The organism is uncultured Desulfovibrio sp. (assembly GCF_910584445.1).
Classification (GTDB): Bacteria; Desulfobacterota; Desulfovibrionia; order Desulfovibrionales; family Desulfovibrionaceae; genus Desulfovibrio.
In genome coordinates, this window is the sequence record NZ_CAJUBO010000001.1 from 142814 (window position 1) to 168227 (window position 25414).

Annotated in this window: 21 protein-coding genes; 2 read left to right on the top strand and 19 right to left on the bottom strand. The window is 68.3% G+C overall.

Annotated elements, in window-relative coordinates:
• Nucleotides 1–41 precede the first annotated feature (41 nt).
• The 15 genes from pnp to QZ294_RS00680 all read right to left on the bottom strand — a co-directional run bounded on the left by pnp (nucleotide 42) and on the right by QZ294_RS00680 (nucleotide 19273).
• Complete coding sequence (gene pnp / locus QZ294_RS00610) at nucleotides 42–2276, bottom strand: polyribonucleotide nucleotidyltransferase (protein ID WP_297045178.1); 2235 nt, start codon at nucleotides 2274–2276, stop codon at nucleotides 42–44.
• A 480-nt stretch (nucleotides 2277–2756) separates the two neighbouring features.
• The gene (rpsO, locus tag QZ294_RS00615; RefSeq protein ID WP_297045181.1) at nucleotides 2757–3026 is read right to left on the bottom strand and encodes a 30S ribosomal protein S15; all 270 of its coding nucleotides are present in this window, start codon (nucleotides 3024–3026) and stop codon (nucleotides 2757–2759) included.
• 35 nt (nucleotides 3027–3061) lie between these two features.
• On the bottom strand, nucleotides 3062–3991 hold the full coding sequence (truB, locus tag QZ294_RS00620) for a tRNA pseudouridine(55) synthase TruB (protein WP_297045184.1): 930 nt from the start codon (nucleotides 3989–3991) through the stop codon (nucleotides 3062–3064).
• A gap of 152 nt (nucleotides 3992–4143) precedes the next feature.
• Nucleotides 4144–4791: a precorrin-8X methylmutase gene (locus QZ294_RS00625; RefSeq protein ID WP_297045187.1), complete on the bottom strand. Its 648-nt coding sequence runs from the start codon at nucleotides 4789–4791 to the stop codon at nucleotides 4144–4146.
• Nucleotides 4792–4815: 24 nt separating this feature from the next.
• A complete protein-coding gene (locus tag QZ294_RS00630) occupies nucleotides 4816–6336 on the bottom strand; it encodes a cobyrinate a,c-diamide synthase (RefSeq protein WP_297045190.1) in 1521 nt (506 codons plus the stop codon).
• Nucleotides 6333–6569: a hypothetical protein gene (locus QZ294_RS00635; protein ID WP_297045191.1), complete on the bottom strand. Its 237-nt coding sequence runs from the start codon at nucleotides 6567–6569 to the stop codon at nucleotides 6333–6335. Before QZ294_RS00635 ends, QZ294_RS00630 begins: the two co-directional genes overlap by 4 nt.
• Nucleotides 6566–7684: an endolytic transglycosylase MltG gene (gene mltG, locus QZ294_RS00640; protein WP_297045194.1), complete on the bottom strand. Its 1119-nt coding sequence runs from the start codon at nucleotides 7682–7684 to the stop codon at nucleotides 6566–6568. The genes QZ294_RS00635 and mltG overlap by 4 nt, the downstream gene beginning before the upstream one ends.
• Nucleotides 7681–8118 (bottom strand): Holliday junction resolvase RuvX, encoded by a 438-nt coding sequence (ruvX, locus tag QZ294_RS00645; RefSeq protein ID WP_297045197.1) that lies wholly within the window; start codon nucleotides 8116–8118, stop codon nucleotides 7681–7683. Before ruvX ends, mltG begins: the two co-directional genes overlap by 4 nt.
• A gap of 3 nt (nucleotides 8119–8121) precedes the next feature.
• Nucleotides 8122–9102 (bottom strand): tryptophan--tRNA ligase, encoded by a 981-nt coding sequence (trpS, locus tag QZ294_RS00650; protein WP_297045201.1) that lies wholly within the window; start codon nucleotides 9100–9102, stop codon nucleotides 8122–8124.
• 44 nt (nucleotides 9103–9146) lie between these two features.
• A complete protein-coding gene (locus tag QZ294_RS00655; RefSeq protein ID WP_297045203.1) occupies nucleotides 9147–9818 on the bottom strand; it encodes a site-2 protease family protein in 672 nt (223 codons plus the stop codon).
• A gap of 53 nt (nucleotides 9819–9871) precedes the next feature.
• Nucleotides 9872–12055 (bottom strand): hypothetical protein, encoded by a 2184-nt coding sequence (locus tag QZ294_RS00660; RefSeq protein WP_297045205.1) that lies wholly within the window; start codon nucleotides 12053–12055, stop codon nucleotides 9872–9874.
• Nucleotides 12055–15696: an FAD-binding and (Fe-S)-binding domain-containing protein gene (locus QZ294_RS00665; protein ID WP_297045208.1), complete on the bottom strand. Its 3642-nt coding sequence runs from the start codon at nucleotides 15694–15696 to the stop codon at nucleotides 12055–12057. The genes QZ294_RS00660 and QZ294_RS00665 overlap by 1 nt, the downstream gene beginning before the upstream one ends.
• A 247-nt stretch (nucleotides 15697–15943) precedes the next feature.
• A complete protein-coding gene (locus tag QZ294_RS00670; RefSeq protein ID WP_297045211.1) occupies nucleotides 15944–17161 on the bottom strand; it encodes a hypothetical protein in 1218 nt (405 codons plus the stop codon).
• A gap of 214 nt (nucleotides 17162–17375) precedes the next feature.
• The gene (locus tag QZ294_RS00675; protein WP_297045214.1) at nucleotides 17376–17879 is read right to left on the bottom strand and encodes a rubrerythrin family protein; all 504 of its coding nucleotides are present in this window, start codon (nucleotides 17877–17879) and stop codon (nucleotides 17376–17378) included.
• 65 nt (nucleotides 17880–17944) lie between these two features.
• Nucleotides 17945–19273 (bottom strand): lipopolysaccharide biosynthesis protein, encoded by a 1329-nt coding sequence (locus QZ294_RS00680; RefSeq protein WP_297045217.1) that lies wholly within the window; start codon nucleotides 19271–19273, stop codon nucleotides 17945–17947.
• A gap of 295 nt (nucleotides 19274–19568) precedes the next feature.
• Between QZ294_RS00680 and QZ294_RS00685 the strand changes: the two genes are divergently transcribed.
• A complete protein-coding gene (locus QZ294_RS00685) occupies nucleotides 19569–20750 on the top strand; it encodes an aminotransferase class I/II-fold pyridoxal phosphate-dependent enzyme (RefSeq protein WP_297045222.1) in 1182 nt (393 codons plus the stop codon).
• Nucleotides 20751–20788: 38 nt separating this feature from the next.
• Complete coding sequence (locus tag QZ294_RS00690; RefSeq protein ID WP_297045225.1) at nucleotides 20789–22120, top strand: homoserine dehydrogenase; 1332 nt, start codon at nucleotides 20789–20791, stop codon at nucleotides 22118–22120.
• A 96-nt stretch (nucleotides 22121–22216) separates the two neighbouring features.
• Here QZ294_RS00690 and QZ294_RS00695 read toward each other — a convergent pair whose 3' ends face one another.
• The 4 genes from QZ294_RS00695 to QZ294_RS00710 are packed head-to-tail and all read right to left on the bottom strand — an operon-like array spanning nucleotide 22217 to nucleotide 25398.
• A complete protein-coding gene (locus QZ294_RS00695; protein WP_297045228.1) occupies nucleotides 22217–22513 on the bottom strand; it encodes a hypothetical protein in 297 nt (98 codons plus the stop codon).
• 1 nt (nucleotide 22514) lies between these two features.
• On the bottom strand, nucleotides 22515–23594 hold the full coding sequence (gene leuB / locus QZ294_RS00700; RefSeq protein WP_297045231.1) for a 3-isopropylmalate dehydrogenase: 1080 nt from the start codon (nucleotides 23592–23594) through the stop codon (nucleotides 22515–22517).
• Nucleotides 23595–23599: 5 nt separating this feature from the next.
• Nucleotides 23600–24100 carry a 3-isopropylmalate dehydratase small subunit gene (locus QZ294_RS00705; protein ID WP_297045234.1) on the bottom strand — a complete coding sequence of 167 codons (501 nt, stop codon included), beginning with the start codon at nucleotides 24098–24100 and terminating at the stop codon, nucleotides 23600–23602.
• Between the two features lie 23 nt (nucleotides 24101–24123).
• Nucleotides 24124–25398, bottom strand: coding sequence for a 3-isopropylmalate dehydratase large subunit (locus tag QZ294_RS00710; RefSeq protein WP_297045237.1), 1275 nt, complete (start codon nucleotides 25396–25398; stop codon nucleotides 24124–24126).
• Between the last annotated feature and the right edge of the window lie 16 nt (nucleotides 25399–25414).

Sequence of the window (25414 nt, forward strand, 5' to 3'; positions counted from 1 at the left end):
GGGGGCGGCATGACCGCCCCCGGCTTTCCTGCAGGCGGGTGCTAGCGGCGCGGCCCGCGGTCCCCGCTGCGGTCGCCGTGGCGCGGTCCCCGGCGGTCGCCGTGTCGGTCGCCGCCTTCGCGGCGCGGGGGCCGGGCCGTTTCCTCAGGATTCCAGGGATGCCCCTGTTCCTCCAGCAGGACGGCCTTGCGGCTGGCGCGGATGCGGTCGCCGTTGATCTCAATGACCTTGACGAGCATGTCCTCGCCAAGGCGCGCCACATCGCCGGGCTGTTCCACGCGGTTGATGTCCAGCTGCGAAACATGGACCAGGGCTTCCACATTGGGCAGCACTTCCACGATGGCGCCGATATCCATGACCTTGCGGACCTTGGCGAGGTAGTTCTTGCCCAGGTCCGGGCGCTGGTCGTAGTAGGAGACCATCTCTCGCGCCTTTTCCAGGGCCTCCGCCGTGGGCGCGAAGATGGAGACGCGGCCCGAATCCTCGATGTCCACCGAGGCGCCGGTGGCCGTGGTGATGGCCTTGATGTTCTTGCCGCCGGGTCCGATGATGAGCCGGATGATGTCGGGATTGACGAAGATCTCGGCGTGCTGGGGCGCGTAGCGCGAAAGCTCCTTGCGCGGCTCGGCGATGGCCTTCGCCATTTCGCCGAGGATGTGGAGCCTGCCCTCGCGCGCCTGGCGCATGGCCGCGCGCATGATGTCCGTGGTAAGCCCGGTGATCTTGATGTCCATCTGGACGCCGGTGACGCCTTCGGCCGTGCCCGCGATCTTGAAGTCCATGTCGCCCAGGGCGTCTTCATCCCCCAGGATGTCGGTGAGCACGATGAAGCGGTCGCCTTCCTTGATAAGCCCCATGGCTACGCCGGCCACCGGCGCGGAAACGGGCACGCCCGCGTCCATGAGGGCCAGGGAGCCGCCGCAGACCGCGGCCATGGACGAGGAGCCGTTGGATTCCATGGTCTCGGCCACCACGCGCAGGGTGAAGGGGAAGTCCGCATCGGCGGGAAGGATGGGCCGCAGGGACTTTTCCGCCAGGGCGCCGTGCCCGATCTCGCGGCGCGAGAGGCGCACGGGCTTGACCTCGCCCACGCAGTAGGGCGGGAAATTGTAATGGAGCATGAAGCGCTTGGTCACGTCGCCGGTGAGGGAATCCATGCGCTGCTCGTCCGTGGAGGAACCGAGCGTGGTCACCACCAGAGACTTGGTCTCGCCGCGCCGGAACAGCGCCGAGCCGTGGGCGCGCGGCAGGACGCCGGTCTGGATCTGGATGGGCCGCACGCTCTTGACGTCGCGGCCGTCGATGCGCGTGCCTTCATTGACGATGCGCCCGCGCACCAGGCGTTTTTCCAGGTCGCCGAGCATGTCGGGCACGGCCTTGAGCGCGGTCTCGTTCTCCGCCCAGGCCGGATCGGCGGCAAGGGCCTCGAGCACGGCCGTTTTCACGGCCTTGCGCGCGTCCTTGCGGGCGAGCTTTTCCGGCACGCGCATGGCGGCGTCCAGCCCGGCGCTCATGGCAAGCGCTTCCACGCGGGCGGCCAGCGCCGGATCGTCCTCATGCGGGGTGAACTCCATCTTGGGCTTGCCGCAGAGTTCCGTCAGTCTGAACTGGGCGTCGATGAGCGGCTGGATCTCCTTGCGGCCCCACTCCAGGGCCTCGATGATGTCATCCTCGGGCACGAAGTGCGCCTCGCCCTCGACCATGGTCAGCGCGTCGCGCGAGGCGGCAAAGACGAGGTTGATGTCGCTCTGCGCCTGTTCGGCAAAGGTGGGGTTGAGCACGAACCGCCCGTTGACGCGGCAGATGCGGCCGCCGGCCACGGGACCGGCGAAGGGCAGGCGCGAGACCATGAGCGCCGCCGAGGCCCCGGTGATGGAGAGCACGTCGGAATCGTTCTCCTGATCCGCCGAAATGACGCTGGCGAGCACCTGGACGTCTTCGTTGAGTCCCTTGGGGAAGAGCGGGCGGATGGGCCGGTCGATGAGCCGGGAGACCAGGGTCTCGCGCTCGGAGGGGCGGCCGATCTCGCGCCGGAAGAAGCTGCCGGGGATGCGCCCGGCGGCGTACATTTTTTCGGAATATTCAACGGTGAGGGGGAAGAAGCCCTTGTCGAACTCCAGCGGCTGCGAGCACACGGTGACGAGCACCACCGTGCCGCCGCACTGCACCCAGACCGCGCCGTCCGCCTGATTGGCGAGGCGGCCGCATTCAAGGATGACGTCCTTGCCGCCCACCTGGGCCGTGACCCGCGTGGGCTGGAAAATGTCCTGATCCATACGTTCCTCATGGGAAGGGGATTCCGGGAAAAGCGGGCAGCGCGTCAGCCGCGGAACCGGGGACGGAACGCCGGCGAACCGCGCGCCCCTTGGCGACCAAAGCGGCCCCCTGCCCGATTTTCCCGGACCCCCCTTCTGCGTTTGCGCCCGTTGCGGGCATGGAGCCTGCCATGCGCCGCCGCCCCCTGCGGGCGGCCGGCTTCCGGGCAGGAAGCGGTCGCGCGGCCGGTGCCGGGCATGCGCCCGCATGGCCGTCCATATGCCAAGGGGGAGCCTTGCGCCCCCCCTGGCAGTTTTGTCCCAGAGCTTTTTCTGAGGAAAATATCTGCAAGACAGATATTTTCCTCAGGCTTCGCTGCCTTCATTTCGGCGGAAAAACGTGGTTTTCCGCCTCATTACGGCGCGGGCGTCTGCTCCCGCATCCGCCAGGGCGTTTCCGCAATTTCATTGCGAAAACGCTTCAATGATAAAAACGAATGCCTACTTGCGCAAGCCCAGTTTTTCGATCAGGGCGCGGTAGCGCTGAATATCCTTCTTTTTCAGATAGTTGAGGATCTTCCTGCGGTGGCCGACCAGCTTGAGCAGGCCGGTGCGCGAGTGGAAGTCCTTCTTGTGGACCTTGAAATGGCCGGTGAGGCCCTCGATGCGCGCGGTGAGCAGGGCCACCTGCACCTCGGGGGAGCCGGTGTCGCCCTCGTGTTTGGCGTGGGCGTCAATGACAGCCTTTTTCTGATCGGCATCCATGACCACAGCGATTCTCCTTTCAGGAAGGGTTGATGAAGCGCCTACCCCCACAGGCCCCGTTCCACGGCCCAGGCGTCGCCCAGGGGCGTGGCGTCGCGCCGCGCCAGCGCCAGGGCCGCGCCGTCCGGCGCGCAGAGCAGCGCATGCGCCGCGGCCTGCGCGTCGGCACGCGCGGGCACGGGCATGCCGTTGCGTACGCGCCGTTCCTGCTCCGGCGTGAGCAGGATCCTGGGCCAGGCGGGCAGGGCGTCGGCCAGGGGCCGCACCCGCGCCGCCAGCAGGGCCGGGTCGGCCAGCAGGGCGTCAAGCCCGCTGGCTTCGTCCAGGCCGAAGGGGTGGCTGTACTCCCGGACCAGTTCCGTCAGCACGGCGCCGCAACCCAAGCGCATCCCCAAGCTGTGGGCCAGGGAGCGAACATAGGTGCCGGAGCCGCACGCGACCCGGAAGCGCACAAACGGCAGGCTCACCTCAAGCGTTGCCGCCTGTGAAATCTGCACGGCCTTGACTCTGGCCGGGGGCGTCTTTCCCCGGCGCGCCAGCCGGTACAGGGGCTGGCCCTCGTGCTTGGCCGCGGAATAGGGCGGCACGGGCTGTTCGCGCAGCGCCGTCCAGGATTCGACCTCGCGTGTCACCGCCTCGGGCCGCACCGTCTGCCACGGGGCTTCGGCAAGCACTTCGCCCTGACAGTCCCAGGTGTCGGTGGTCCTGCCAAGGCGCAGGGTGCCGCGATACACCTTGCCGCCACCTTCCATCAGGAAGGACGAGAGCTTGGTGGCCTGCCCCAGCAGGATGAGCAGGACGCCCGAGGCCAGGGGGTCCAGCGTGCCCGCGTGGCCGATTTTTTTCTGCCCCAGGCGCTTGAGCACGGCCACGCACCGGGCCGAGGTCGGTCCCGAGGGCTTGTTCAGCACCACCACGCCGTCCAGTTGCGGCAGGGGCGGCGCGGGGCGTGCGGCGCGCTGTTCCGTCATACGAAGTTTGCCCTGTGGCGGAGGCTCCACATTCGGGAGCAACTGGCTCTCATAAACCTGTCGGGCGGGAAAGTCAAAGCTTTCCGCCAGAGTTCCCCGCCAGAGTTCCCCGCAGTTCCGCGCCGGGCGCGCGGGCCGCCCCGGCATCCGTTTCAGGGGCGCAGGGCCAGTTCGGCCAGCGCATTGACGCAGGCCGCGGCGGCCGCCGAGCCGCCCTTGCGGCCCAGCAGGGTGAAGTGCGGCCACGCGCTTTGCGCCAGCAGTTCCTTGGACTGGGCCGCGTTCACAAAACCCACGGGCATGCCCACGATGAGCGCCGGTCCCGTTTCGGGCGGGCGGCCCTGCAGCGCTTCCAGCAGGGCCAGAAGCGCGGTGGGCGCGTTGCCGATGACCACGATGGCTCCGGCAAGGCGGTCCGCGATCATGCGGATGCCCGCGGCCGCCCGCGTCACGCCCCAGGCCCTTGCCTGCGCGGCCACGCCGGAAAGCTCCATGAGCGGCGTCACCGCCACGCCCAGGCGGTCCATGCGCCTCGCGGGCAGGCCGGCGGCGGCCATGCGCGTGTCCGTGAACAGGGCGCGCCCCGCGTGCAGGGCGGCCACGCCGCGTTCGAGCGCCGCCCCGTCAAGGCGCAGATCCCGGAGGATGTCCGTATCTCCCAGGGCGTGGATGCAGCGGCGCGCCACTTCCCAGAGCGGCCCGGCAAAGGGGCGCGGCTCGGGGAGTTCCGCGTCGATGATGGCGAAGGAGCGGGCTTCGATGGCTTCGGGCGTGGCGGCGGGGTCAAGGACGACAGGCATGGGAACTCCGGGCGCGTCAGGCGGTCACGGGTGGCACGGCCGGGCTTTCGTCGCCGCCATCCGGGCAAGCGCGAGCCAGGCTTTCCAGAAGGCGCGGCTGCCCTCGGGATAGAGATGGAGCCAGGAACCGGCGGTCAGGCCACGGCGGCAGCCTTCGGGACCGCGCGCCTGTCCCGCGCCGTCGCGCACGCGCCAGAGCGGCGCGCACCCCTCCGGCAGGGCGGCGGATGTGCGGCGCGCATAGTGGAATTCATGGCCGCGCACCCGCAGGGCCGCAGGCGCCGGGACCGCGCCGTCCGGCAGCCATCCGGGTTCGGGCGTGGCCTCGCGGTAGCCGAGCGCGGCGGCCCGGTCGCCCAGGCGGCAGGCAAGGGGCAGAAGCCCGGCGAGGGCGTGGCGGCGTCCGTCCGCTTCCAGTTCGCGCATGAGGTAGATATAGCCGCCGCATTCTCCATAGATGGGCACGCCGCGCGCGGCAAGGGCGCGCAGGGCGGCGAGCATGGAGGCGTTGGCGGCCAGGGCCTCGGCGTGCAGCTCGGGATAGCCGCCGGGAAAATACAGCCCCGCGCAGTCCCGGGGGGGCGCGGCGTCGGCCAGCGGCGAAAAGAAGACAGGCTCCGCGCCCAGGTCCGCCAGCAGGGCCGGAAGATCCGCATAGCAGAAGCTGAAGGCCGCGTCGCGGGCGATGCCGATGCGCGGGCCGCGTCGTCTGCGGAACGGAAGGATCCCGGACGCGGCGCCGGCGGCTTCCCCGCCCGTGTCCGGCGCGGCGCCCGGCCGCGCTGCGGGCGGGGAGACGCCGAGATCGCGGAGCAGGCCCGCAAGGTCGCAGTGCGCGGCAAACCAGCGGCCGAGCGCGTCCAGATCCAGTCCGGCGAGGGTCTCCCGGGCTTCCACGAGGCCCAGATGGCGGGAGGCCAGGCGCGGCGCCTCCGCTCTGGGGAGAAAGCCCGCCAGGCGGCAGCCGGCTTCCCTGAGCGCCGGGGCGAGCGCCCGGCGCAGGAGGGTCTCATGCGTGTCGCCGCCGCTGCGGGCGCAGAGGACGCCGAGAAAGCGCGGCCCGCCCCCGCGCGGCGCATGGCGGAGAAAGCCCTCGGCCAGGGCCGCCGCGGACTGGCCCATGCCGCGCACATCCAGCACCAGCAGAACGGGCAGGTTCAGCAGGGCCGCCAGTTGCGCCGCGCTGCCCCCGCCGCCGGGGGCGCCGTCATACAGTCCCATGGACCCTTCGACCACCCAGAGGTCGGGCGCCCTTCCGGCCTGCGGGGCCAGGAGCCTGCGCGCCACGCGCCCGAGGCCGCGCGGCAGGGAGCGGGGATGCCGCGTCCTGCCGGGCGAACACATCCAGCCGTCGAGATTGGCCGCCGGCGCGCCGCTGGCCGCGGCGAGAAAGGCCGTGTCGATGAAGTCCGGCCCGCTCTTGGCGGCGCGCACCTCAAGGCCGAGGCCGCGCAGGGCGCGGATGAGGCCGAGCGCGGCCACGGTCTTGCCCGCGCCGCTGGCATTGCCCGCCACAAGGAGGCCGGGCGGGAACGCGACGCTCATCGGGTCCTGAGCGCCTCGGCGATAATGGCCGCGTCTTCCTCGGGCCGCGCCTTCAGGCCAAGCTCGGCGCTGCCGCCGGAACAGGCGAAGCCCGCTGGACCCAGTTCCAGGGCGCCGCAGGAGAGCGCCTGCCCGTAGGGGAGCTGGTCGCGCATGTCCGCGTGGTCCACGCGGCGCGGGAAGATGAAGGGCACGGGCTGGCCGGAGAAATCCTCCATGATGAGATAGTTCATGGCGTGCCTCGCTTGCTGCCGGCGCGCCGCTGGCGCAGATAGTCGCGCACGGCGCGGTTGTGCTCCTGAAGGGTGGCGGAGAACTGGTGTTCGCCGCCGTCGGTCCTGGCAACGAAATAGAGAAAGCCGTGCTGTTCCGGACGGATGGCCGCGGCCAGCGCCGCCGCGCCGAAGGAGCAGATGGGTCCGGGCGGCAGTCCGGGGCGCTGGTAGGTGTTGTACGGGTTGGCCGCATCGTCCAGATGGACGCGGCGCAGATTGCCGTCAAACCCCGGGCCAAGCCCGTAGATGACCGTGGGGTCGGCCTGGAGGAGCATGCCCCGGCCAAGGCGGTTGGCATAGACGCCCGCCACGCGCGCCCGCTCCGCCGGGATGCCGGTCTCCTTTTCCACAATGGACGCCAGCGTGACCCAGTTTTTCAGTTTCGCGGCCGGGGGACGCGCCGCCACGCCCTGGCGGTCGCCCGCGTCGGGCCAGAGCGCCGCCGTCTTGCGCCAGAAATTGTCGATCATCCTGCCAGCCACGGCGCGCGCCCGGACCTTCCGGGCGGCGACCGCCTCCGCCGTTTCCGCCGCGTCGGGCGCCGCGGGCGCGTCCGGCGGTTTCAGCAGATAGGTATCCGGCATGAGGAAGCCTTCGGCCGTGGCGAAGGGGATGCCGTAATGGCGGAGGAACGCGGGATCGGTCACGGCCGCGCGGAAGTCCTCGAAGCGGAGCAGGCCCTCGGCTTCGAGCAGGCGCCCGGTCTGCCACCAGGTAAGGCCCTCGGGCACGGTGACGCGCTGGAGCACGGGTTTGCCGTTGACCAGCGCCTCCAGCACCTGCTCGGGGCGCCAGCCGCCCTCCAGGGCGAAACGTCCGGCCTGGAGGCGGTTCTCCTGCTTTTTCCAGCGGGCGAGCAGGACGAAGTTGCGCGCGCTGGTGACAAGGCCCCGGGCCTCCAGCTCTTCGGCGATTTTTCCCAGGCGCGCGCCCTGCGGCACGTCGAAAAGTTCCTGTTTCCCGGCCTGCCCGGCGGGCGTGTCGAGGAAGAGCCGCGCCTCGCGCCAGAGCCACGCGCCGCCCGCGAGGGCGACGAGCAGGAGGAAGATGGCGAGCCGCAGGAAGAGCTTCATGCGGGCCTCCGCCGTTCCCCTGGTTCGGCCAGAAAGGAGGCGAGGATGCGCGCCGCGGCCTGGCGGTCGAGCACGGCCCGGGCCTTGTGCCGCGAAAGGCCGGCCTCGCGCAGGTCCTGCGCGGCTTCCACCGAGGACAGCAGTTCCGGCATGTAGTAGACGGGCAGGTCGAGGCGGCGTTTGAGGCGCTGCGTCACGTTACGCACCTGGCGGGTGGTCAGGCTCTCGCTGCCGTCCTCGCGCAGGGGCAGGCCCATGACCACGGCCTGCGCCCCTTCCGCGAGGATGCGGGCGGCCAGGGCGTCCAGCAGGGCCGAGCGGCCGCCAAAGTCCTCCAGGCGGAAGGTGGCGAGGGGAAAGGCGAGCCGTCCCTCCGGGTCGGAAACGGCCAGCCCCGTGCGGGCGAGGCCGTAGTCGATGCCCGCGTAGCGCACCCTCTACAGCCCCATCTTTTCCCGCGCGGCGGCCATGGTCGTGCGGGCGAAGTCCCGCGCCTTCCGCCCGCCGGCGGCAAGGATGTCCGCCACGGCCGCGTCATCGAGCCGGCCGCGCCGTTCCTGGAGCGGCTCCAGGAACGTGGTGAGGTTTTTGAGGAAGAGCTTTTTGCAGTCCACGCAGCCCAGTCCGGCCGAGGTGCAGCCGCGCCGGATCTCGTCCTGTTCCTCCCGGCTCGACAGCAGCACATGGTAGGGGAAGAGATTGCAGACCTCGGGATCGCCGGGGTCGGACTTGCGAAGGCGCGCCTTGTCCGTGAACATGCCGCGCACCTTGTCGCGGATGCTGTCCACGGATTCGGAGAGAAAGATCCCGTTGCCGTAGCTCTTGGACATCTTGCGTCCGTCCAGCCCGGGGCACTTGGCGGCGGGCGTGAGCATGGCCTGGGGTTCGGGGAAGAGGTCGCCGTAGAGATAGTTGAAACGGCGCGCGATCTCGCGGGTCAGTTCCATGTGCGGCAGCTGGTCCTCGCCCACGGGCACGCCATGGGGACGGTACATCAGGATGTCCGCGGCCATGAGCACGGGATAGCAGAGGAATCCCGCGTTGCCGAGGTCCTTGTTGCTGATCTGCTGCTGCTGTTCCTTGTAGGTGGGGTTGCGCTCCAGCCAGGAAACGGGCGTGATCATGGAGAGCAGGAGCGAAAGCTCGGCGTGCTCCTTCACGTCCGACTGGCGGAAAATGACGCATTTTTGCGGGTCAAGCCCCGCGCCCACCCAGTCCCTGACCATCTCGCCGATATTGTGGCGGATGCCCGAGGGATCGGCATAGTCGCTGGTGAGGGCGTGCCAGTCGGCCACGAAAAAGAAGGCCTGTTCGCGCTCCTGCAATTCGACCCAGTTCCTGAGCACGCCGAAATAATGGCCCAGATGGAGGGGACCGGTGGGCCGCATGCCCGAGACGGTGCGCGGTTTTTCGCTCATGGTGCGTCCTTTCTGCGTTGTGCGTTGTGTGCGGGATCTCGGCGTCAGAAGCCGAGCAGCCCGAGAAGGCCGAGGCTGCTCCCGCTCACCAGCGGCCCGAGCAGCTTGCCGAGCAGGCCCGTCGCCAGGAGGACGAGCAGGATGACGAAGCCGTATCTGCCCAGGCTCATGTAGCGCCACGCCCACTGGCCGGGGAGAAAATAGGCCAGGATCTTGCTGCCGTCCAGCGGGGGGATGGGCAGGAGATTGAGCCAGCCCAGGCCGAAATTGATGACCACCCCGGCCTGGAGCGAGGAAAGGGCGAAAATGTAGGCCGTGTTGCCCCGCCACTGGGCAAAGGGCAGGAACGAGACCGCCGCCAGAAGGCCCAGCCCGAAGAGGACGGCGAGGAGAAAATTCGTCAGCGGTCCCGCCAGGGCCACCAGCATCATGTCCCTGGCCGGCTTGCGGAACTGGCGCGGGTCCACGGGCACGGGCTTCGCCCAGCCGAAGACAAAGGCGCCGCTCAGGCTGGTGAGTCCGAAGACCGCCAGGCCCATGGGGTCGATGTGCGGAAGGGGGTTGAGCGTCAGGCGCCCCATGAGCCGGGCCGTGGGGTCGCCGCAGCGTTCGGCCACCCAGCCGTGGGCCACTTCATGGAGGATGATGCCGAGCAGCGCCGGCACAAAGGCGATGGCGAGCAGGCGCAGGGCCTGGGAAATGTCGAAATCGAACATGGGTGCTTCTGTCCTGTGGCCTACGCGGGACGTCCGCGCCTGGCGGCGCGCGGTTAGCGGGTGGAAGGGCTGTCGTCGCCTTCAGGCTCCAGCGCCGACCAGGCGGCGTGTCCGTCGGGACGCACGAAGAGCGGCAGAGGCCACGACCTGTCCCGCGAGCCTAGGGGAAAGGCGTAAAAAAATCCAGTTTCCGCTGCCGTGGCCCAGGCATCGGTGGAGAACCGGAGCAGGGTGCCCGCGCAGCGGTCCGCAAAATCGGGGAAGGCGGCATCCGGCGGCGTCTGCCGTTCCAGCCGCCGCAGCAGCCACGCCTGCGCGGGCAGCGGCGCCAGCCTGCGCCAGTCGGGAGGGTTGGGCCTGAACAGGGCCATCCGGGCGGGAAGGGCCTGACGGCAGGCCAGCACCAGCCATGTGTCGGCAAAGGTCGGATCGGGTCCGCCCGGGGCCGTGACGCGCCAGGCGCCCTCCACCCCGTGGCGGCGCAGGGCCTCGGGCAGGGCGAGGGGGGTGGGTCCGCCGGCCCGGCGGGCATCCGGGGCGCGAAGTCCCGCGACGGCGGCCACGGCCCGGGCCGGGTCGGGCCTGGCGCCGGACACGCCGCCCACGCCGTACATCCAGGCGGCCCAGAGATTGGGCCAGTGTTCCGGATTTTCGGGAAGCGCCTCGCTGGTATAGACGGGAAAAACGGCCGCCTCCCGCTGCACCACGACCAGCGGCAGGGTCGGGTCCAGACGGCGGGAGCGCGCGCCGGGATGCAGGATCTCGCCGATGAGTCCGAAACGCGGCCCGGAACCGGCGCGCGCCGCCTCGCCCGCGTGCCGCAGCCATGCGTCCCGCGTCTCCTGGGCGTCGGCCAGGAGCACCATGCTGCCATTGGCGGCATTGGCCGCCGTACGCAGGAAATTGTCGCTCCGGCAGAACAGGGCCGCAAGGCCGAGGGCCAGGAGCAGGAACGCCGCGCGGGCGGCAGCGCGTGGGCGCGCGGGCGGCGGAGCGGCGCGGCAGGCGCCGGCAAGGGCGTAGAGCGCGAAACCCAGCGCATAGCCCGCGTACTGCCCCAGACCGGCGGACAGCTTGGGCGCGGCGCTCAGGGGCACGTCGCTGAGCGCGTGGAGAACGGTCAGGCCGAGGGACCAGACGAGAAAGCCGACTGGCGCCATGACCGCCAGAAGGAGATATTCACCCCGGGAAAGTCCGCTGCTCCCGGCGGTTGGCGTGGGACGCCGCGCCAGCAGCAGGAGCGCCACCAGTCCGGCCACGGCCACGGGCCAGAGGCTGTGGCCGAACGCGGCCACGGCGTCCGTCCAGTCGCTCCAGACGGCATCCAGCTGCCGCCCCTGCACCGCCGCATCAATGCCGCGCACGGAGCGCCGGTGCTGGTTGCCGGGCGCCAGAAAGGAGAACAGCGCGGCGCCCAGGCACCAGAGCGCTACCGGCAGCGCCGCGCGCAGGCGCCCCGGCCCGCGGAGCGCCCCTTTGAGGGAGAGTCCGTGGCGCGCGTCGCGCGCCAGGGCCAGGATGCAGCACATGCCCGCCCCCAGGAGGACGGCCAGGGCCGCATGCTCGAAGACCCCCACGGCAAGCACGCCGAGGAGGATGGCCGCGCGCCGCGCCCGGCGCGCGCCGGGGGACAACGGCGCGGCGGAACGGGGGCTGCCCGCGCCCGGCGTTCCATCCCGGTCAAGGGCGGTCCAGAAGCGGCAGAGGCTCCAGAAAAAGAGCAGCGCGGCCGCGGGCTGAAGGCCCATGGTCAGCGCGTCGGTGAGCAGGTAGAAGGCCGGGAGGTTCTGGTGGCAGGCGCAGAGGGCGAGAATGGCGAACCCGCCGAGGAGCGCGGCGTCCCCGGCGCGGGCGCCCGCCTGCCGCGCCAGGCCGGAGAACGCCACGCCGTAGAGGGCCATGACGCCGCCGCAGACCAGGCCGTACACCCAGCGCAGCTCGCCCGCCTTGCCGAGGAAAACCGCGAGGAAGTGGTAGGTGTAGCGGCCGCTCCAGGTGATCCACTCGCGGCCGACCTCATACAGGCCGCCGGGCAGGTCGAAGAGGAACATGGCCCGCGTCACTTCGTCGAAGTCATCGCCGCGCGGAAACAGGAAACCCAGGGCATAGACGAAGGGGAGCAGGGCGCAGCACAGGACCAGCCACAGGAGCGCGCGCCGGAAAAGGGCGGCGCTCGCGGCGGGCTTTTTCGCGGCCTGTGCGGCCACGGCGGGGGGGGCGCTCGCGGGGTTCGGCATCACAGGCGCACGGCGCGGATCTCGCCCTTGCTCTCGTTGGCCCGCTTGCGGAAGGTCTGGCGCCGGTCCTCGCCGTCGAGCAGCCCGGCGACCCATTCCACCACATGGAGCACGGGCCGCTTGTCGCGCATGGCGAGCAGCGTGCGGCCGATGCCGATCTTGCAGGAGGGGCAGCCCACGATGACCGGGCCGTCCCGTCCGTCCGCAAAGGCCCGGGCCAGGCGCGCGCGCTTGCGCTCCCGCAGGAGGTTGTAGATCTCCGGCGAGGTCATGGCGCCCATGCCCGACTCGCCGCAGCAGCCGGGACTCATGCCCAGTTGTCGGCCGGAAAAGCCCTCCAGCGCGGCCACGAGCTGGCGCTGGCCCTTGATTTTGTGCACATCGGCCCATTCGCAGTGGCAGGAGGCGTGATAGAGCGCGCCTTCGGCGGTCCCCCCCGCATGCTCCGCCGGGACCTGCCCGGGGGCCGCGTCCGGCCCGGGAGCGGGCGTCATGTCCCGGAGCCGCGGCAGGCGCGGCAGGACGAGCTGGGTCACGTCTCGGCGTTCGAGCGTGGGGAAGCTCTCCTCAAGGTGGAGGCGCTCCAGGCCGTCGCGGCACGAGCCGCAGGCCGTGACCAGCCAGCGGCAGTTGAAGCCCTGACGGCCGAGCGCGCGGAGCATGGCCGCGAGATACTGGCGGTTCTGGGCGAGATTGTCCTCAAAGGCCGTATCCATGCCGGCGGCCAGCAGCGGAAAGCCGCAGCAGAGGTGCCGGGGGGGCACGGCCACCGAAATGCCCGCCCTGAGCAGGAGCATGAGGGAGGAAAGCCCGATGCGGTCATAGAAGAGCGCGCCGCCGCAGCCGGGAAAGTAGAGCGCCAGTTCGCGGCCGCGCCCGGGGGCCGCGTCCGGCGCCGCTGTTTCCGCCGTCGCCGTTTCCGCCGTGTCTGCGGGGACGAAGATGGAACCGCGATGGAGCTTGAGCGCTTCGTAGAGGTTGGTGTAGCCCGTCTTGGGACCGCGCCCGGAGAAGAGCGGGCTTTGCATGCGCCGCTGCCAGACCTGGGGCACGAAGTCCAGGACGCGGTTCTGCATTTTCTGGCCCACGGAGGCGAGCTTGGCGGCCTTGGGCACGCGCGCCGGAATGTCGCGCACGAGCCAGGCCAGCGCGCGCTCCTTGATGGGGTGCCCGCTCGCGCCCTCGTGGTCGAGCAGGCCGCGCAGGGAGAGCGCCACCTCCCCGGAGGGGATCTTCATGGGGCAGTTGGCCGTGCAGCGGCCGCAGGCGGTGCAGTGTTCCACCAGATCGCGCAGCTCGCGCAGCAGGCGTTCGTCGATGCGGCCGGTATTGATCTGCGAGTAGTAGACGGCCTCCAGCAGCATGCCGAGCACCATGTTCTTGTTGCGCGGGTGGTACTGCATGGAGCGCTCGGGATAGGTCATGGCGCAGACGAGCTTGCACTTGCCGCAGCGCGTGCAGACCTGGATGGCCGAGAGCAGGCTGATGAGCGTCTCCTTGTCCGGGAGGCCGCTCTCGCGGATATCGCGGATGAGGCGGTTGAAGGAGAAGGTGAAGGGCCGCACGGGCAGCTCGCGGTGGACGAGCTTTGCCGGGTTCATGACGTCGCGCGGGTCCACGCGCTCCTTGAAGCGGCGCAGGGCCTCCATCTTGTCCGGCCCGAAAAAGGAGATCTTGGTGATGCCGATGCCGTGCTCGCCCGAGACCTCGCCGCCCATCTCCTGGCATTCGGCCATGACGCGGGCCGCGGCCTCCTCCGCTTCTTCCAGCATGCGGGCATCGTTGGAGTTCACCGGGATGTTCACATGGCAGTTGCCGTCGCCCGCATGCATGTGGCTTGCAACGATGATGCGGCTTGCCTCCATCTGGGCGCGGATGGCTTCGGTCTTTCTGGCAAGGTGCGGATAGGTCCCGGCAAAGGCCTTGAGATAGTCCTCTGCGCGGGCATACAGCTCGTTGTCCGACATCTCCGTGGCCGGAATGTCCCCGGAGGCGGCGCTGGTGGCCTGGGAGAACTCGCGGTTGAACTCCTTGTCCTCCATGGGAAAGCCGGGCAGCCGCGCCACTTCATGCAGGGCGTGGCGGTAGGCGCGGCCCGCGCATTCCAGATTGAGCTGCTCGAGGAAGAGCGCGAAATCCGGGATGCGCTCCATGGGGATGACCACATCCTCGTTGAGCTTGAAGCCCGAGGTGCGCCGCGCGATGACCGAGAGCCGGTGGCGGTCTTCCCAGAACAGGTCGGCCTCCCTGGCGTCGCGCGCCACGATGATGTCCACGTTTTCCTGAGCCTCGGCCACGCTGACGATGTCGTTCACGCACTTGTCGAGCAGGTAGGGGTCGTCGCCGTCGGCCTGGAGGATGATGACGGAAATGGGCAGACCCTCGAATTTCTGCGACTTGCGCTTGTATTCGATGGCCTGGACGTACTTGGCGTTGAACTCTTCCAGCGCCGACAGGTGGGCGTAGTCGCCCTCGGCGCGGATGCGGTTGCGCAGGGCCACGAGGTCGCGCACCACCAGGGCCGCCGGGTGCATGGAGCGGCCGAAGAATTCCAGCACCATGACGCGGGAGTGGAGCGGCCGCTTGTGGATGATGAAGCAGGCCTCGGTGATGATGCCGTCCACCCCTTCCTTCTGCATGCCGGGCAGGCCGCCGAGGGCCTTGTTGGTCACGTCCTTGCCCAGGCCCGGCAGGCGGATCTCGTCGCCGCGCAGGTGGACCACGTTGCGCACGCCGCCGCTGACGTCCTTGACCGCGAAAACCGCCGTCTCGTCGGGCAGGATCTTGTGCCGGGGATGGTCCTCGCGCTCCACGGTGATGATCTCACCGGTGGGCGTGACCATTTTCCACCAGAGCAGGTTGTCGAGGGTGGTGCCGTATTCAAAGGCGCTTGGGCCGCCCGCGTTTTCCGACACGTTGCCGCCGATGGACGACGCCTGCTTGGAGGCCGGGTCAACGCTGAAGAGCGCGCCCGCCGCCGCCACGGTGTCGATGACCTGCTGGGTGATGGCGCCCGCCTCGCAGGTGACGGTCATGGCGTCAAGGTCCACGGGACCAATGCGGGTGAGGCGCGTCATGCTCACCACCACGGCGCGCTTGCGCGCGGGCACCGCCCCGCCGGTCATGCCCGAACCGCCGCCGCGCGGGATGAGCGCGAACTTCATGTCATTGGCGAGCCGCACCAGGGCGGCCACCTGCTCGGCATTGTCCGGCTCCACCACGAGCAGGGGCAGTTCCATCCGCAGGTCCGTGGCGTCGGTGGCGTTTTCCACCAGGGCCGCCGGCTCGCGGCGGATGCATTCCTCGGGGAGGATGTCGGCCACGGCGTCGATCAGCCCCTCGCGGAAGGCGGCCTCCGCCTCGTAGGCGGACCAGAACATGGTGATGCCTTCGGCAATGGCCGTGGCGTAATAATGGGCCAGCGCCACGGACTCGCGCTCAAAACTGCCGCGCACGCTCTCGCGCACGAGTTCGGCGTCGATGAACGGATTATAGGCGACGAGGAAAAGCTCCTCGGCAATGCTGATGGCGAGGGTGCGGACGGATTCCGGCCATTCGGCGAAATCGTCGGCGTTGATCTTCAGGATGCGGTTGACCACATGGTCAGGCGCGATGGAAATGTGCGGGCCTTTGTGACGCATGGCCGTTCCACCCCTTGGCTGCGGACGCGCCCGTCCGGAAACGACTGCGGATATGGCGGGCGCAAACGGACAGTTTACGGGTTCGCCGCGCGGATGGCAAGTGATGGGTCTTGGCGGCCCATGCGTGTCACCTGACGGATTTTGCAGGGAGAACGATGTCGTTCTCTGGAGCGTTCGTGCCCGTCAGCGTCTTTTGATGAAACCGCCGGAGCGTTTCCGCGACTTCCTTGCGAAAAAGCTCTGCTTTTCAGCATGAGGCTGAAAGGGATGTGGCGAATTCGGGGCGCAGCCTCAAGGCTGCCACATCATTTCCAAAACTGCCCGTGCCGGTGATCCTTACAAGCAGTCTGGCCGCCCGTGCGGCAGCCCCTTCTATCTCGTACTCGCCAAAAATGGCTTTTTGGGCGGCCGGCAACGCTTGTTGGTACGCTCTCCACCAATCCGGGGAATTCATTCGTTCAAGAAGTTTGTCCGTTTCAAGCAGGTCTATAGGCGGGTTGATTGTTGTAAGGATATCAACGCACATATCTTTCCCTTCATACTTCTCAGGCATCAACAGCTTGTATGAGGTCCATTTGCTGCGGACGAACCAGTCCTGGCTGACCAATGAGGTATAGTAGGGAATAACAGGCAAACCCAACATTGTGGAAGAGGTCAATGTTCCCGATCTGTAGGAGGCCAGGATGAAATCAGAGGCAAAGCGCAGAAGGTTGGGAGCGAAACTGTCATCAGGCCACAAATACGCTCCCGGAATGTCCATGGGCGTAAGCTTCTTGATGATCAGATTGACATGCGGGGCGAGTTTTTCCAGTGCCGCCTTCATTTGCCCCGGATGATTGTACCAGCTTTCGAGAAAGGCCACCACCGGCTTTGAGGGATCGAGTTCCCTTTTCAGTTTTTCTTCCAGCTCGGCATACAAAACGCTTTTCTCCAGAAAACGTTTCTCCAGCCAATCGCCAAAATGATAGGGACCGGCCCATGCGTATTCATTCAGGACATGCCGGGGGAGTGAGGAAAATTTTTTGAAAAGGAGAGGGTTTTCTGACGACGAAACCTTCAGCAATTCCGGGTATTCGGCTTCGCGCCTGCTCGCGAGAAGATAAGAGTTTGCCGCGAGACCTGTGGTTTCCAGAGGCAAATATGTGCTGTGCACAAGGGCGACAAGTCTGGTGTGGCGCTTTTTTTGCCAATCGAACAAATTTGAGGCGGGACCATAGAATTCCGTGCTCATCGCAGCCGCCCGATACTCATCCAGAGCATTCGGGGAAAGCGGCAGGACCGTATATCCATCATCGGCAAGCTTGTCTATCTGCTCCCTGTATTCGGGCTTCAGAGTGGAAAAATCGGTAATTTCCCGATTGAGGTGTCCAATATGGATATCAATGAATTCTTTCGGCAGATTTCGGAAGATAGCGCCAAAATACGCCATTTCATAGGGCGACAAATAAAAGGCGAATTCTTTCATGGGCAGAAAGTACCCCGTATTTGACCGCATGACCAGTAGCAAAATTGGGCATCCCGGCACTATTCCGCAACCCCGGGCATATGCAATCGGCAGTGCTCACACGACACAGGCGCGTCATTGACCCAAAAGCGCAACACGACCAGGGAGAACAGTACAAAAAAGGCCGGCCGCCAGTGCATGGCGGCCGGCCCGGAAAGGGCGGTTGCCCGGGCCGTTACTGGCAGCACTCCCCGACCTTGAAGAAGGCCGCGGCGCCCGCGCCACAGACAGGGCAGGACTCCACCGGACCCTGATGGGTGTAGCCGCAGATCTTGCAGACGTAATAGTCCTCGTTGGAGATCTTGGAGGGATTCTCCATGGCCTTCTTGTACAGGCTGGCGTGGATCTCCTCCACCTTGTTGACGTAGCCGAAGTATTTTGCCACGGCGGTCTTGCCTTCGGCTTCGGCGTCCCTGATCATCTCGGGGTACATCTTGGTGTATTCGTGCGTCTCGCCGGCGAGGGCGTCCTTGAGGTTCTCGGCGGTGGTGCCGATCTTGCCCGCGTTCTTGAGGTGGTTCAGGGCGTGAACGGTCTCGGAGGCGGCGGCGGCGCGGAAGAGCTTGGCGATCTGGGGCATGCCCTCCTGATCGGCGGCCTTGGCGAAGGCGAGGTATTTGCGGTTGGCCTGGGATTCGCCGGCAAAGGCGTCCATCAGGTTCTGGTCGGTTTTGCTCATGGATTTCCTCCTCATGTTTCGATGGTGTCCTATAAACAGGAGCAATTCCTATTTAAGGCAGATTCTCACCTTTGTAAAGGGGTTTCTGGAGAAATATCTCGCCTGGCCGGCAGACGTGCGCCGGGGATGAGGGCGCCGGGGCAGAAACGCAGGATGCAGGCCGTCAGCCCCAGAAAGGTGAGCGCCTCCACGGCCACGGGCAGCAGCGCGCCCCCCGCGAGGCCGAAGCGGGCGCCCAGCAGGGCGGCCAGAGGCAGGCCGAGGAGCGCCGCGCCCCACTGCACCAGGGTCTGCGCGCGCTCCAGGCCCAGCGGCACCAGCACCTGCGCGCCCAGGACCATGTCGCAGCCGAGCAGGGGCGCGAGCAGGAGCATCAGCCGGAGCACGGGGACGGCTTCGTCATAGCCCGCCCCGAGGGCCAGACGGATGAGCCAGGGCGCGGTGAGCCACGCCAGGGCCGCCGCGAGCAGCATGCAGCCGGTGGATGCGCCCGTGAAAAGCAGGAGGAGGCGCGCCGTGCGGGGCGAGCGCCGCCCGCGCAGGGCGCAGAGTTCCGGGAAGAGCGTCTGGACCGCCGGCTTGAGCAGGCTGACCAGCGCGCGGACGATCTTGTTCACGGCCACGAGCAGGCCCATGTCGGCGGCAGTGAGAAAGTAGCCGAGCACGAGCTGGCCGCCGCTGGTGGAAAGGACCGGCGCCACGGACCCGGCAAAGAGCGTGCGCGTGCGGCCGAGGGCGCGCCAGCCGGCCGCAAGGCTCAGGCGCGCCCCCCAGGCGCGCATGAGTCCGAGGGAAAGGCCGGCATAGACAAGCCCCTTGCAGAGCGCGGCAAAGAGCAGGTAGAGCGGCCAGGCTTCCGGCCTGCGGATGCAGAGGAAGGTGAGCGCCAGGGCGCCGAGCGAGGAACCCACGTCCCAGGCGGCCATGCGGCGCATGCCCTGGCCCACGCCCTGGAAAAACCAGACCGGGCTGATGCCCCGGCCAATGCCCATGAGGACGGCGAGTCCGTAGGCCGCGGGATGCTCCCGCGCATGGGGCACCAGCGGCAGCAGGGCGAGGCTGGCCGCCACGCAGGCCAGCGCCAGGAACAGCCTGCCGGAAAAGACCGCGCCCATGAGCCGGGCCAGGCCCTCCCGATCCCCCCGCAGGCGCGCGGCCTCGCGGGCCGCGCCGAAGGGAAAGCCCCAGTCCATGACCAGAGCGACCAGCGGCGGGATGAGGCTCATGTACATGAGCAGGCCGAAGGCATGGGGTCCGAGCACGCGCGCGAGCCAGGGCAGCGCCAGGAGCGGCAGGAGGAGCTGGGCGGCCTGGATGGCGCTGAAGGAGAAGAACGTGGAAAGATGGGGCAGCGCCAGGCGGACGAGACGCGCCACGGGGCGGGGGGCTTTCATGCCAGCGCTCCGCAGGGGGGGCGGCCGCCATCCGCGCGGGGCCGGGGCGCGGAAACGGCGCGCGGTCGCGGCGGCCATGCCGCCGGGGTGGGGGACGTCGGGCGTTCCATGGGTCGCATATAGAGGCTTGTTCCGCCGCTGGCAAGTCCCCCGTTTCGCGCAAGGCGGCAAATGCCTTTACAGCAAGGCGACCCGTGGGCTATGTTGACCAACCGGTCTTTTCGACCGTGCCGCGCCGGCGCCCCGGCGCGCGCACCCCTCTCCCGCCTTTCCGGGCGGCGAACGGAGACATGCCATGGAAGAGTTTTCCCGCATCCAGCGCCTGCCACCCTATGTCTTTGCCGTCGTCGGCGAGCTGAAGATGAAGCTCCGGCGGCAGAATATCGACATTGTGGACTTCAGCATGGGCAATCCCGACATCCCCACGCCGGCCCATGTGGTGGACAAGCTCACGGAGGCGGCGCAAAAGCCGGTCAATCACCGCTATTCGCTCTCCCGCGGCATTCCCAATCTCCGCAAGGCCATCTGCGACCGCTACCGCCGCCTGTATGACGTGGAGCTGGACCCGGACTCGGAAGCCATCGTCACCATGGGTTCCAAGGAGGGGCTGGCCCATCTCTGCCTTGCCATGCTCCAGCCGGGGGATGTGGTGCTGGCGCCCGACCCCACCTATCCCATCCACAAATATGCGCCCATCATTGCCGGGGCGGATGTGCGCAGCGTGCCCATCGGCCACGGGCGCGACTTTTTCGAGGACCTCACCGCCGCCACGCGGCAGGCGTGGCCCAAGCCCAAGCTGCTCTTTCTCTGCTACCCGCACAATCCCACCACCGAGGTGACGGATCTCGAATTTTTCCGCAAGGTGGTGGATTTCGCCAGGGAGAACCAGCTGTGGGTCATCCATGACCTGGCCTATGCCGACCTGACCTTTGACGGCTACGAGGCCCCGAGCTTTCTCCAGGTGCCGGGCGCCAAGGACGTGGGCGTGGAATTTTCCACCCTTTCCAAGAGTTATTCCATGCCCGGCTGGCGCGTGGGCTTCTGCCTGGGCAATCCCCGGCTCATCCATGCGCTGGCGCGCATCAAGAGTTATCTCGATTACGGCATCTTCCAGCCCATCCAGATCGCCGCCACGGTGGCGCTCAACGGGCCGGAGGACTGCGTCGCCCAGGTGCGCGAGACCTACCGCGAGCGGCGCGACAAGCTGGTGGAGGGACTCAACCGCATCGGCTGGGAAACGACGCCGCCCAAGGCCACCATGTTCGTCTGGGCGCGCATCCCCGAACCGTTCCGCAAGATGGGTTCCGTGGAGTTTTCCAAGCTCCTGCTCACCGAGGCCCATGTGGCGGTCTCGCCGGGGCTGGGCTTCGGCTCCTACGGCGACGAATATGTGCGCTTCGCGCTCATCGAAAACGAACACCGCACCCGGCAGGCCATCAGCAATATCCGGCGTCTGCTGTCGGGCGCGGGAGAGTGAGCTTCGCAGACGGATCGTTTGCGGCGACGGGAAGACCAATGAGCAAGAGCAGCGAGACCCGCCCTCTGGGCGTGGCACTGGCCGGTTTCGGCACTGTGGGCAGCGGCCTTGGGCGCCTGCTGGTGGAAAACGCGGACATCATCCGCCGGCGCACGGGCAGGGATGTGGCGGTCAGGGCCGTCCTCGTGCGCGACGCGCACAAGGCGCGCGAGGTGCCGCTGCCGCCCGGGGCGGTGCTCACCACCGACCCGGCCCGGCTGGTCAATGATCCCGGGATCGATGTCCTCGTGGAGCTTATGGGCGGCATCGACGCGGCGCGCGGCATCATCAGCGCGGCGCTGGAGCACGGCAAGCATGTGGTCACGGCCAACAAGGCCCTGCTGGCCGAGGACGGACTCGCCCTGTTCCGTCTGGCGCGGCGCAAACGGCGCATCCTGCGCTACGAGGCGAGCGTGGCCGGCGCCATCCCGGTGGTCCAGGCGCTCAAGGAAAGCCTGGTGGGCAACCGCATCGAGTCGCTCATGGGCATCCTCAACGGCACGAGCAACTATATCCTTTCGGAAATGACCTCCAGCGGCGTGGAGTTCGGCGAAGCGCTGCGCCAGGCGCAGGAACTCGGCTTCGCCGAGGCCGACCCCACGCTCGACATCGACGGCCACGACGCGGCGCACAAGCTCGTCCTGCTCATCCGCCTGGCCTGGGGGGTGGATTATCCCTATGCCGCGCTCGCCGTGCGCGGCATCCGGGGCATGGCCGCGCTGGACATCCGCTTTGCGCGGGAGTTCGGCTACAGGATCAAGCTCATCGGGCAGGCGCGCCTTGCCGCCGGCGGAACGGGCGCCGCCGGCGACGCGCCCCTGCGGCTGGAGGCGGGGGTCTTTCCCGCTCTGGTGCACCATACCTTCCTTCTGGCGCGCGTGGGCGGGGCCTACAACGCCCTGCGCGTGGACGCCAATGCCGCCGGGCCGCTCTTTTTCCACGGGCGCGGCGCCGGCAGCCTGCCCACGGCCGGGGCCGTGCTGGCCGACCTCATGGCCGTGGCCCGCGAGGAACGGCCCAACAATACCGGCTTTGCGGAAAGCGAACTGGAGCGCGCGGCCATCGTGCCGCCCGAGGACTGGCGCTCGCCCTACTATGTGCGCGTCATGGTGGAGGACACGCCGGGCGTGCTCCGGGACATTTCCGGCTGCATGGCCGCCGAGGGCATCAGCGTGGCCCAGATGATCCAGAAGGCCGGCGACGGCACCAGCGGCGTGCCGCTCGTCTTCATGACCCACGAGACCACGGCCCGCGCCATGAGCGGCGCCCTGGGCCGCGCCGCCGACGCGGGCCTGCTGCGCGAACCCGCGGTCTATTACCGGGTCCTGTAGGGGCAGGTCCTCCCAGGCCGCGGAGGCCCGCAGCAAAACGTTCTATCTGAAAGATCCACACTTCAGAGGAACGCTTGCCCGACGCGCGTTGCGTCGTCAGCCCGCGTATTCCGGCGGCAGGGCGCAACGCGGCGGAAACTCGCCGGGCAGGTCCAGCGGTTTTATGCTGTGCGCGAGGTTGTCATGCGGACCGGGCAGCGGCAGCTCGCGCAATCCCGCCGCATCCAGGCGCTGCACGGCATTGTCCGAGGCCGTCCACAATGCGCCCTGATGCACGCAGATGCCGCAGACCCGCAGCACATTGCCCGGGCAGTACCAGAACGGCGCGCGGGCCTCCAGGTCATAGCCCACGAGGGAAACGCTGCTGTTGACGCAGCCAAGGAGGACGCGCATCTCAGCCTTCGATGCGTTCCGCCACCTTGCGCCCCATTTCCGCGCAGCCCACCAGCGTCTTGCCCGGCTCCATGATGTCGGCGGTGCGGAAGCCGTCGGCCAGCGTGCGGCGCACGGCGGCCTCCACGCAGTCGGCTTCGGCGGGGAGGCGCAGGCCCAGGCGCAGGAGCATGGCGCCCGAAAGGATGGTGGCGAGCGGGTTGGCCTTGTCCTGTCCGGCGATGTCCGGCGCGGAGCCGTGGATAGGCTCGAACAGGCCGGGACCGCCCGCGCCGAGCGAGGCCGAGGGCAGCATGCCCAGCGAACCGGTGATGACCGAGGCCTCGTCCGAAAGGATGTCGCCGAAGATATTGCCGGTGAGGATGACGTCGAATTGCGAGGGATCGCGCACGAGCTGCATGGCCGCGTTGTCCACATAGAGGTGGGAGAGTTCCACGTCCCGATAGTCCGCGTGCGTCTCCAGCACCACTTCCCGCCACAGGCGGGAGGTCTCCAGCACGTTGCTCTTCTCCACGGAGCAGACCTTCCCGCGGCGTCCGCGGGCCGTCTCAAAGGCGACCCTGGCGATGCGGCGGATCTCCTCCTCGTTGTAGAGCATGGTATTGAAGCCCGTCCGCAGGCCGTTGCGGACCTCCTGCCCGCGCGGTTCGCCGAAATAGATGTCGCCCGTAAGCTCGCGCACCACGATGAGGTCCAGGCCGCGCGCCGCGATATCCTCGCGGAGCAGGCAGGCCCCGGCCAGTTCGGGGAAGAGCAGGGCCGGGCGCAGGTTGGCGAAAAGGCCCAGCGCCTTGCGGATGCCGAGCAGGCCGCGCTCCGGCCGTTGCTGCGGCGCAAGCCCGTCCCACTTCGGCCCGCCCACCGAGGCGAGATAAACGGCGTCGGACTCCAGGCAGCGCGTCACGGTCTCTCGCGGCAGCGGTTCGCCGCAGGCATCCACGGCGGCGCCGCCGATGAGCGCGTCCGCAAAGGTGAACCCATGGCCGAACTTCCGGGCCACGGCTTTGAGCGCGGCCACGCCCTGGGCCAGGATCTCCGGGCCGATGCCGTCGCCCGGCAAAAGACAGATGCTTGCGTTCATGGCGTTCACTCCCCGTGCTGGAGCCGTTCTTTCACATAGCCCACCAGGCCGCCGCTGGCGAGGATCCTGCTCATGGATTCCGGCAGGGGCGGACAGACGATCTCCGCGCCGTTGGTCAGGTCGCGGATGCGGCCCGAAGCGGTGTCGATTTCCAGCTCGTCGCCATCGTTGATGGCGTCCATGGCGTCGCCCACTTCCAGCAGGGGCAGGCCCATGTTGAAGGCATTGCGGTAGAAGATGCGCGCGAAGCTGTGCCCCACCACCACGGGCATGCCCGCGCCCAGAATGGCGAGCGGGGCGTGCTCGCGCGAGGAGCCGCAGCCGAAGTTGCGCCCGGCCACGAGGATGTCGCCCTTGCGGACGCGGCGCACCCAGTCAGGCTCGATGCCGGCCATGCAGTTTTCGCCGAGTTTCTGCGGATCGGCGGTGACAAGAAAGCGCGCCGGGATGATGGCGTCCGTATCCACATGTTCGCCCACCTTGTGGGCCTTGCCCTTGTACAGCATGTGTGGCTCTCTCCTGTGCCCGTTTACAGGCCAAGCTGCGCGGGTCCGGCGACCTTGCCCGCGATGGCGCTGGCCGCGGCCACCACCGGGCTTGCCAGATAGACGCGGGAGTCCAGGCTGCCCATGCGGCCCTTGAAATTGCGGTTGGTGGTGCTCACGGCGGTCTCGCCATCGCCGAGGATGCCCGTGTGGCCGCCCAGGCAGGGACCGCAGGTGCAGGGTCCGACGATGCAGCCCGCATCCATGAAGACCTCCATGAGTCCTTCCTTCAGGCAGGCTTTCCACACTTCCGGCGTGGAGGGGAGGACGATGCAGCGGACCTTTTTGTCCACCTTGCGCCCGCGCAGGACCTCGGCGGCGTCGCGCATGTCGCTCAGGCGGCCGTTGGTGCAGGAGCCGATGACCACCTGCTGGACGGCCACATCCTTCACTTCCGAAACAGGCACCACATTGGAGGGCAGGTGCGGGCGGGCCACCACAGGCTCAAGGCCCGTCACGTCCAGACGCACGACGGACTCATAGGCCGCGCCCGCGTCGGCGGCGAACCCGGCGGCAAGGTCCGGCGCGACGGCATGGCCGCGCTCCGCGCACCAGGCCAGGGTGATGGCATCCACCGGGAAGAGTCCCACCTTGGCCCCCGCCTCAATAGCCATGTTCGCCATGGTCAGGCGCCCTTCCACGCCCAGGCCGTCGATGACCGGGCCGCCGAATTCCAGCGCCTTGTACAGCGCGCCGTCAACGCCGATGCGGCCGATGAGCAGGAGCATGAGGTCCTTGGCGCGCAGCCAGCGGGGCAGGGTGCCGCTGTATTCCACGCGGATGGTGGGGGGCACCTTGAGCCAGGTCTCGCCCAGGGCCATGCCCGCGGCGATGTCGGTGGAACCCATGCCCGTGGCGAAGGCGCCCAGGCCGCCGTAGGTGCAGGTGTGGCTGTCGGCGCCGATGACAAGATCGCCGGGGCCCACCAGGCCCAGCTCCGGCAGCAGGGTGTGCTCCACGCCGCAAGTGCCGCCCTCGTAGTAGTGGGTGATGCCCTGCTCTTCGGCAAAGCGGCGGCTCACCATGACCTGATTGGCGGAGTCGATGTCCTTCTGCGGCGTGAAATGGTCCATGACCAGGGCGATCCTGTCCCGGTCAAAGACGCGCGCGGCGCCCATGCCCCGGAAGGACTTGATGGCGAGCGGGCCGGTGATGTCATTGGCAAGCACCAGCGAGACACGGCAGCGGACGATGGCGCCGTCCTCCACCGGCTCGTCCGTGTGGCGCTGGAGGATCTTCTGGGCAAGGGTTCCGGGCATGGTCTGTTCCTTTTGC